The sequence below is a fragment of the Alloscardovia omnicolens DSM 21503 genome, assembly GCF_000420505.1.
In the GTDB taxonomy this organism is placed as follows: Bacteria; Actinomycetota; Actinomycetes; order Actinomycetales; family Bifidobacteriaceae; genus Alloscardovia; species Alloscardovia omnicolens.
The window spans coordinates 46,314-54,642 of record NZ_ATVB01000012.1 but is presented as its reverse complement, the minus strand read 5'-3'; the positions used below and the strand labels follow the sequence as shown (position 1 = coordinate 54,642).

The following is an 8,329-nucleotide window of genomic DNA, read 5'->3' as shown; positions in this document are numbered from 1 at the left end:
TTACTCTCACGCATTCTGCTTAACCGATTAATATACCTGTTATGCCAGTTTTGATGCGCAAAAATGGCTTCAAAACTGGCATATCGGTTGCGCGTATCGACTTCACGCATAAAATAAACACATTCACACTGCAGTCTTAACACATAACATTAGGAAGAACCAACTGGAGCCTAATGGGCAACATTCTCCCCTAAGCCCCACTAGCTCCCGAAAGCCTTCGAATATACAACCTCGCCCGATCAAAAATCAGTACCCTTTTTTATTACATCATTTTGCAAGTTCTAACCGTTGTGAGCAAGGACACGTTCAACACACCTCGCTCACAACACGTGAATAAGCATAACCCACATGTTAAAGCACAAGTCTCACGTATCGGTTACTGCCAAGCCACGTTAAACAGCCCAAACAAACCAAACCCCACACTAAAATCCCACAAACTGCTGTAGATTCAGCAATAGATAGGGTTGCTTAGCATAATTGAGAGAGAACTCGCAGATACGTAGAAGTTCTAAGCACCCGCGCTCAGCGTAGCCCGCACGCTCAGCGCACCCCGCCCTCTGTTAGAGCACACCTTCAATCAACTGAGTAATCAACTCAGAGTATGGCAACCCGCTTGCTTCCCACGCCTTGGAATACATGGAAATCGGCGTAAATCCTGGCAAAGTGTTAATTTCGTTGACCAGCACATCACCTTCAGCAGTAACGAAGGTATCTACGCGACTCAATCCTGCACCATCCACAGCAGTAAATGCTCGGGCAGCTACGTCTTGCACTTTAACCAGTAATTCTGGAAGTAAGTCAGCAGGAACTTCTACGTGAGAGGCTTCGCTATCCATGTATTTGCTGTCGAAATCATAGAATTCAGTGGTATTCGCAGAATCAATAACCACTTCACCCGGCCAAGATGTGCGTGGCTCATCACCGCTGCGAGGCGCCAAAACCGCGCATTCAATCTCTCGACCGTTCACACCCTGCTCAATAAGCACACGCCAATCGTGTGATGCCGCTTCTTCAACAGCAGCCTGAAGCAACTGTTCTTGCTCTGCCGCATCTGTTACCCAGTCAACGCGCGTTACACCAAAAGAAGATCCTGCACGCGATGGCTTCACAAACAGCGGATAGCTGAGCTTTTCTTCCACAACGCGAGCGCGCAACCAAGCGCCATCACGCTCCGAAGCTTTACGAGCGTCAATGCTGAAGCCTTCTGCCACACCAATGCCCGCCTGACGCAATAATTCCTTCGTATAATGCTTATCCATGCAAGCCGAAGACGCCAAAACGCCGCATCCCACATAAGGAATACCCATCATTTCGAGCAGACCTTGCACTGTGCCGTCCTCTCCATAAGGACCGTGAAGCACAGGGAATACGGCATCAATGTATCCCAGCGATTGCAAGCTTCCATCCGTCTGCAGAGCGAAGAAACCTTCGTGCCCGCCTGCTGGATCAATCACAACGCGCCGACTTGTTTCGCTTGCACGCACCTGCGGCATACTTCCGGACTGCTGTGCCTCGTCAAGTGACCATGCGCGCGGGTCTTCACTGCCGATAATCCATTCGCCTTCGCGCGTTATACCCACGGGAATAGCGTTAAATTTTTCTGTGTCGAGAGCGTTTAATACTCCGGCTGTAGAAATGCAGGAAATAGAGTGTTCATCTGCTTTACCGCCATAAAGAAATACGATATTTTTCTTATCTGTCATCTGCTTCTCCTTATGCATGTATCTCGTCAGTTCGCGCTTCGCAACTGCATTAGTAGCTACCCTAGCTTGAACGAAACTTTACTCTTCAATAGAACCGTCAGCAAAAAGTTGGCTGAGCATTTCTGCGCAGGAAATACCCTGTTCAAGTACGTTATTCATAGCGCTTGCCAAAGGGGTTGGCACACCGTACTGCTTGCCTAAGGCTACAACTGCTGCTGTTGTTGGCACGCCTTCCGCCACGCCATTAGATGCTGCGGTAGCTTCTTCCACGCTCATTCCCTTACCGAGGTTAGCGCCGAAAGTATAGTTACGGCTGAGCGGAGATCCACAGGTAGCAATCAAATCGCCTACGCCTGCTAATCCGGAGAACGTGCGAGGGTTAGCGCCCAAAGCTTCACCCAAAGCAGTTAGTTCTGCTAAACCGCGCGTTTCAATCATAGCGGCAGTATTTTCTCCGTATCCTGCGCCACGAGCCATACCTACGGCGAGCGCGGTTACGTTCTTTAACGATCCGCACATTTCTACGCCAACAACGTCATCGGTTACGAACATCTTAAAGTAATCGTTGGTTGCTGCTGCTGCAACTTTTTCCGCAGCCTGACGGTTAACCGATGCAACTACTGCTGCTGCTGGCTGGCGCTGTGCTACTTCTTTCGACAGGTTTGGACCAGATACAGCAGCAAAACGTTCCATAGGCAGGTTCAGTGCTTCGGTGACCACTTCATCCATGCGCTTGTCTGTGCTGCGCTCAATACCTTTCATGAGCGAGACCACGATAGCATTCGATGGAATTAAGCCCGCAAATTCTTCTAATGCTTGACGTGCAAACTGCGCAGCGATAGCCACAATAATGATCTCAGCGTCTTTCACTACTTCTGCACGGTCTAAAGTTGCGCGCATGGAGTGAGGAAGTTCCTTGACCACAGGCAAACGCACAGGATTCGTATGCTTCGTGTTAATAGCATCGATAATTTCTGGCTCGATGCCCCACATCATCACATCGTTGCCAGCATCGGCCACAACTTGACCGAATGCTGTTCCCCACGCTCCTGCACCTAAAACAGTTACCTGTGCCACACTTACTCCTCTACTTCCTGATTATCGTTATGCTTATCTATTTGCGATGGTCGCGGTTTACGGCTCATCGAGCGGAAATCCCAGCGTCCCCAAGTTGGTCGTTCTTCGCCGCGAATTTCTTCCATCAGCTCTTCCATGCGGTTAGCTACACGCTCGGTCAGCTCGTCTATTGCTGACTGCGGTGCTCCGTACTCACCCCAGTTTTCGCTACCCTTAAGTAAGTCCGCATAGTCGAGAGCTGTATCGTATGCCATAACAACGTTTTTGCGCGGCCACGGGAACACATGATTAATACTGGCTGCTCCCCACGTTACTGAAACAAACAGAGGGATTTGATGTCCGAGTTTGCGCGAGGCTTCGAGAGCAATGACAGCGAGACCGGGTTTAAGACTCATCGGCCATTTTTGAGGGTCGCGCGTAACCGTACCTTCCGGCCAAATACTGAGAGGACGATTATCCTCGGTTAGGATGCTCACAGATTCGTGGATAATAGCTTCTGCCTTGCCACTGCGACGTGGCACTGGCTGCATACCCACTGTTTTGAACCAGTTACCGATGATTGGCCAGTTCGCCATTTCCGCTTTAGCCATATAGCGCGGACGACGTCCTTGATGGAACAGACCGCACATAGGTACGAAAACATCGAACTGCGTAACATGCGTTGCTGCGGTAATAAAAACGCTTTCTTCGGGAACATTTTCGAGCCCCCAGGAATACGCTTTCATGCGGGTATGCGCTACCCACGAAATCATGTCGAGCAGACGCTTGGCTTTTTTAGGCTGCTGAGAAGCTATTTCTGCATCATTATTTTTACGCTGAACACCGGTTGGTAAGTATGTAAAAGGGTCGCTGAGATGATGTTTCTGTGCGAGTTTACGTACTTGAGCATTGCTCAAAGCTGGCACAGATTTTCCTGGACTTGGTTTGCCGCGAGATACCATAGACTTTATTCTATACTGGAGGGCAACATAAACGCTCAGTAAGCCTGATACGACTCACTGAGCGTTAACGCAAATATTTTAGTTAAAGTCTGCTCCTAAAGCAGTAAGTTTGCCTCGGAAATCAGCGTATCCGCGGTCAATCAGAGAAATACCGCGAACATTTGATTCGCCTGTTGCAGTTAAAGCAGCAATCAAATGCGAGAAGCCGCCACGCAAATCAGGAACATCAATATCTCGACCTTCCAAAGGAGTCTGACCGAAAATAACAGCAGAATGCTCAAAGTTGTGCTGCTCAAAACGGCATGGCAAAGACCCCAAGCATTCACGGTATAACTGAATGGTTGCGCCCATCTTCACCAAAGGTTCAGTAAAGCCGAAACGGTTCTCGTACACAGTTTCGTGCACAATCGACAAGCCTTTCGCCTGCGTTAAAGCGACTACCAAAGGCTGCTGCCAGTCAGTCATAAATCCTGGATGAACATCCGTTTCAATAGCAACTGGCTTCAAATCTCCACCTGGATGCCAGAAGCGAATGCCCTCATCAGTAACGTTAAACTCGCCACCAATCTTGCGGTAAACATTCAAGAAAGTCATCATTTCTGGCTGAGTAGCACCCTTAACGAAAATATCTCCGCGCGTAGCCAGCGCAGCAGCTGCCCAAGAAGCAGCTTCAATACGGTCGGTCAAAGCAGTATGCGTATAGCCCTTAAGCTGCTTGACGCCTTCGATGCGAATAGTGCGATCGACATCAACAGAAATAATGGCACCCATCTTCTGCAAAATAGCAATCAAATCCATAATTTCTGGCTCAATAGCAGCACCCGACAGCTCAGTCTTGCCCTCAGCAAGCACAGCAGCAAGAAGAGTCTGCTCTGTTGCACCCACAGAAGGGTACGGCAAATGAATCTTCGTACCCTTCAAACCGTGCGGAGCAGTAATATGAATGCCGTCTTCATGCTCTTTATCTACCTCAGCGCCAAGCTTGCGCAAGGTTTCCAAGTGATAATCAATCGGACGATCTCCAATACGGCAGCCACCCAAACTAGGAATAAAAGCCTCGCCTAAACGATGCAGGAGCGGCCCAGAGAACAAAATTGGAATGCGCGAAGAACCAGACAGCGTTTCTACATCGGATACAGCTGGCATCTCCACATGCGAAGCATCAATGGTTACAATGCCCTTCTTACCATCGACAGTGGTGTCTACACCATGCAAACGCAGCAAGTCGGATACCACTTGCACATCGCGAATTTCCGGCACATTCTTCAGCACCGACGTACTCGGAGCTAACAAAGCGGCGACCATTGCCTTGGACACAAGATTTTTTGCGCCACGCACTTTAATTTCACCGCCGAGAGGCTTACCGCCTACAACATGCAATACATCGTCTTCGCGTGTCATTTTTATGCTTTCTCTTTACGGTCTTTGAAAGTCTTCAAAGTAGTCTTACTTATTCTAGTGTGTCATACCTATTGTGCGCGAGGTGTGAATACACGTTCTGAGCGAACAGCTTGTTGCGTTTGGTTCGCTTGTTTTTGTTACTTAGCGTCCGGTTGCTCGAACATCCAAGCCCAAACGAGCGTTCCACATAGCTCCCGTTGCACTCATAACCGCGCTGGCTCCGCTGTTACGGTAACTTAAGTAATCAGCTGCCGAGGTAACACCACCTACGCCAATAACATGGAAAGTATCATCCGATATTCCTAGATTATGCTGTACGCGACGCACGCGCTCAACCATCTCTAATCCTGCAGATTTAATCGCTGCCCCACACACTCCCGAGGTTTCTCGCCCTTCGCCTGGCAGAGCCTGATTGCCGTTCTTATCTACCAGTTTCGCAGAAATCGTGTTGATGGCGGCAAAGCCCTGAACCGTCCCGCGAGCTGCCGTGTGCTGAAGCATTGTTTCTACGCTTTCATCGTTAGGCATAAATGCCAGCTTGATGATCAGCGGAATATCGCCAATTTCGTTCTTGACCGCTTCCGTTATGCGCCCTACCAGTTCCGCGTTATGGCACAGCAGGCGACCATGCCCCTCGTTTGGGCAACTTGTATTCATTTCTAAGACGCGAGCGCCTGTTTCTAGGACTAACTTGGCTGTGGTGACGTGATCGGCAATGTACTGATCTTCGTTCATCCCTGGGGTGCGTGAGCCTTGGAAACTGGCCAGTAGCACTTGTGCGTTGTGGGCGTTGTGGATTGCGCGCTGCATATCTGGCTGCCACACATCAGGATCTTGGCTTGGCACGCCAAAAGAATTGGAAATAGAAATACTGCTTGGTTCACCAAAGTTTGTGTCGGCAAGCAAACCGTTTTGCGTTTCTTCAGAGTTCGGAGTAAGAGTTCCATCTGCGCTTGTTGGGTGTACAGACAGCACGTTTGGGAAAGGATTGCATCCCCACGCGCGAGAACGCACTGTTTTATAGGTAGCAATATCAAATCCAGCGCGCAAAGCCGCGGTGGTAAAGTGCTCGTTGAGCAGAGGACCTGCCGGAATGCCGAAAGGTGAGAATACTGGTTGACCAAAGAAATCAAAAAGCTCGCGGCTCTGCTCTTGAGTGGCTTGGATGGCTTGCGTATCGAGCTTGTTTAACGCCTCGCCAGCGAAGTCACCAAATGGTCCGCGTTCATAGTTGTCTTCATACGTGAGATTTACATCGTAAAAAGGCGTTGCTTCCATTGTTCTCCTATCGCAGACCTCGCGCTTTGGTTTTTTATGCAAAAGTTACGTATCTTTTTGCATGCCACTGCACTTATCTCTTAAGTGTAGCGATATGCATGATTTTATGGGAAAGGTGGTGATTGTTGAGAACTGCGGGTGAAGATGGAGGGTGTTCGGGGTTTGTGTAAGTGGTGGGGTTCACTACGGTGATTTTATTCACCCCTGGGATTGGTCTTGTTTGTTTAGTGCTGGTTGGTTGACTACGCTTGCTGTGAGGGTTCTGCATGTTGTGAGACAAGGCAGGACGTGTCAGGTTTTGTGTGTATGTGGTTTTTGTTGGATCTGGCTCGCTGGAGCAGGGCTTGATTATGTAACTGAGTGTAAGTGACATGGTCTTTCGGTAAGTCATACCCGTGAGGTGCCACTTGATGAGCGAGGTTCTTCTGTGGGGTTTTAGCGGATTCGTATGTTCCCAGACATGACGTGTTCAACGCAGCCTGATTGGGAGCAGTGTGTTGCCATGTAGCACTCTTAAAGAAGAGCAATACTTCTTATGGTTGTGTGTGCTGCACGAGAACAACGAAAGGTTATGGTGTGCACAACACACTGGCTAACCTTTTTTTAATCAACTGTGCGATGAACCAAAAATAGCTCACCATAGGGCAACCCACCATCTACACAAAAGCCCTGACACCCTCACAAGGCACGTTCGACATGCCCTAAGCTATACCATGAAAATGGGCAATAATGAGCCTCAATCGCGTGATGAGACAAGGAGCGTTCAACGTGTCTTGTCTCATCACATGCCGATTAGCAGAACTGAGGTATGAACAAACGTGCCAACGGTCACATCCGTCGTATAGTGCACACAAGCACGTCACCCGTCAACACCACGACGCAATCAGGCCCCCTGCGTTGCCACCAATAAAAATCCTCCCGTTCCTTAAACATAAATTCCCCAATCCAAGAATCGGAACGCAGTTCATCAACGCGTCATAACTCACAATAGTCAGGACCTTCAAAGCATTCTTAGTAAAGGCGAAACAGCACACCACCATGTACTGTCAAAGCCAACAATAAAACGCTCACGAGGAATCTCCCCCCCCACTCACCATCAAAAGCAAAGCGGCTGCACTCACTTGTGATGAGCACAGCCAACCACTTCTTGCTTGTGGCAAGTCATATTGAGTTATCACGTGCAGGGCGAGGCGCCGTTGTCTGCACGAGCACGTGAAATCCCAGAAAACCTATGCAGAGCCGAAGTTATCTATCTGAAAGCGGTCCATCCCATGGCACGACTACTTCAGGAGCAGACGAAACCTTTTCGGTTGCCGTGGTAAAAGCAGGAATGGTCTTTGGCTTAAACGGATACTTTACAGCACGCATCTTTTCATACGCCTCAATATCGTCTTCGTACTGAAGAGTCAAATCAATATCGTCGTAACCGTTCATCAGACGCCAACGCACGTAATCATCAACTTCAAACGGAAGCGTAACATCTGCACAGGTTACCGTGCGCTCATCTAAGTTCACAGTAATCGACAGTCCTGGTTCTTCTTCCAAGAGCTTCCACAGCAGTTCAATTGATTCCATAGGCATCAAAGCAGCAAGTACGCCATTTTTTGCCGTATTCCCGTAGAAAATATCCGCGAAACGAGGAGCAATAACTACGCGGAAACCGTAGTCATGCAAAGCCCAAACAGCATGTTCACGCGAAGAACCAATACCAAAGTCAGGGCCGGTAACGAGAACCGAGCCGTTACGGTAAGATTCCTGGTTCAAAATAAAGTTCGGATCGCGACGCCATGCGTAAAACAGAGCGTCCTCAAATCCCGTACGGGTAACGCGCTTCAAAAATACTGCAGGAATAATCTGGTCAGTATCCACGCTTGAACGTTTCAGCGGCACGCCTGTTCCTGTAAAAACAGTCAGCTTTTCCATGTCTTG

The 8,329-nt window shown here is 49.0% G+C and carries 6 protein-coding genes; all 6 read right to left on the bottom strand.

The genetic code is table 11. From position 1 onward, the window contains the following. Positions 1 to 560: 560 nt before the first annotated feature. The 6 genes from G464_RS0105995 to leuD all read right to left on the bottom strand — a co-directional run bounded on the left by G464_RS0105995 (position 561) and on the right by leuD (position 8,323). Positions 561 to 1,703, bottom strand: coding sequence for a D-alanine--D-alanine ligase family protein (locus G464_RS0105995; RefSeq protein ID WP_022857131.1), 1,143 nt, complete (start codon positions 1,701 to 1,703; stop codon positions 561 to 563). Between the two features lie 78 nt (positions 1,704 to 1,781). Further along, positions 1,782 to 2,780: an NAD(P)H-dependent glycerol-3-phosphate dehydrogenase gene (locus G464_RS0105990; RefSeq protein ID WP_021617558.1), complete on the bottom strand. Its 999-nt coding sequence runs from the start codon at positions 2,778 to 2,780 to the stop codon at positions 1,782 to 1,784. Positions 2,781 to 2,782: 2 nt separating this feature from the next. Next, on the bottom strand, positions 2,783 to 3,721 hold the full coding sequence (locus G464_RS09145) for a lysophospholipid acyltransferase family protein (RefSeq protein ID WP_022857130.1): 939 nt from the start codon (positions 3,719 to 3,721) through the stop codon (positions 2,783 to 2,785). Positions 3,722 to 3,799: 78 nt separating this feature from the next. Further along, the gene (gene murA / locus G464_RS0105980; protein WP_022857129.1) at positions 3,800 to 5,122 is read right to left on the bottom strand and encodes a UDP-N-acetylglucosamine 1-carboxyvinyltransferase; all 1,323 of its coding nucleotides are present in this window, start codon (positions 5,120 to 5,122) and stop codon (positions 3,800 to 3,802) included. 141 nt (positions 5,123 to 5,263) lie between these two features. Next, positions 5,264 to 6,400 (bottom strand): beta/alpha barrel domain-containing protein, encoded by a 1,137-nt coding sequence (locus G464_RS0105975; RefSeq protein ID WP_022857128.1) that lies wholly within the window; start codon positions 6,398 to 6,400, stop codon positions 5,264 to 5,266. 1,245 nt (positions 6,401 to 7,645) lie between these two features. Continuing rightward, the gene (leuD, locus tag G464_RS0105970) at positions 7,646 to 8,323 is read right to left on the bottom strand and encodes a 3-isopropylmalate dehydratase small subunit (protein WP_022857127.1); all 678 of its coding nucleotides are present in this window, start codon (positions 8,321 to 8,323) and stop codon (positions 7,646 to 7,648) included. Positions 8,324 to 8,329 lie beyond the last annotated feature (6 nt).

Coding starts and splice junctions, on each gene's coding strand:
- G464_RS0105995 (WP_022857131.1), bottom strand. CDS start 1,703: ATGACAGATAAGAAAAATATCGTATTTCTTTATGGCGGTAAAGCAGAT.
- G464_RS09145 (WP_022857130.1), bottom strand. CDS start 3,721: ATGGTATCTCGCGGCAAACCAAGTCCAGGAAAATCTGTGCCAGCTTTG.
- murA (WP_022857129.1), bottom strand. CDS start 5,122: ATGACACGCGAAGACGATGTATTGCATGTTGTAGGCGGTAAGCCTCTC.
- G464_RS0105975 (WP_022857128.1), bottom strand. CDS start 6,400: ATGGAAGCAACGCCTTTTTACGATGTAAATCTCACGTATGAAGACAAC.
- leuD (WP_022857127.1), bottom strand. CDS start 8,323: ATGGAAAAGCTGACTGTTTTTACAGGAACAGGCGTGCCGCTGAAACGT.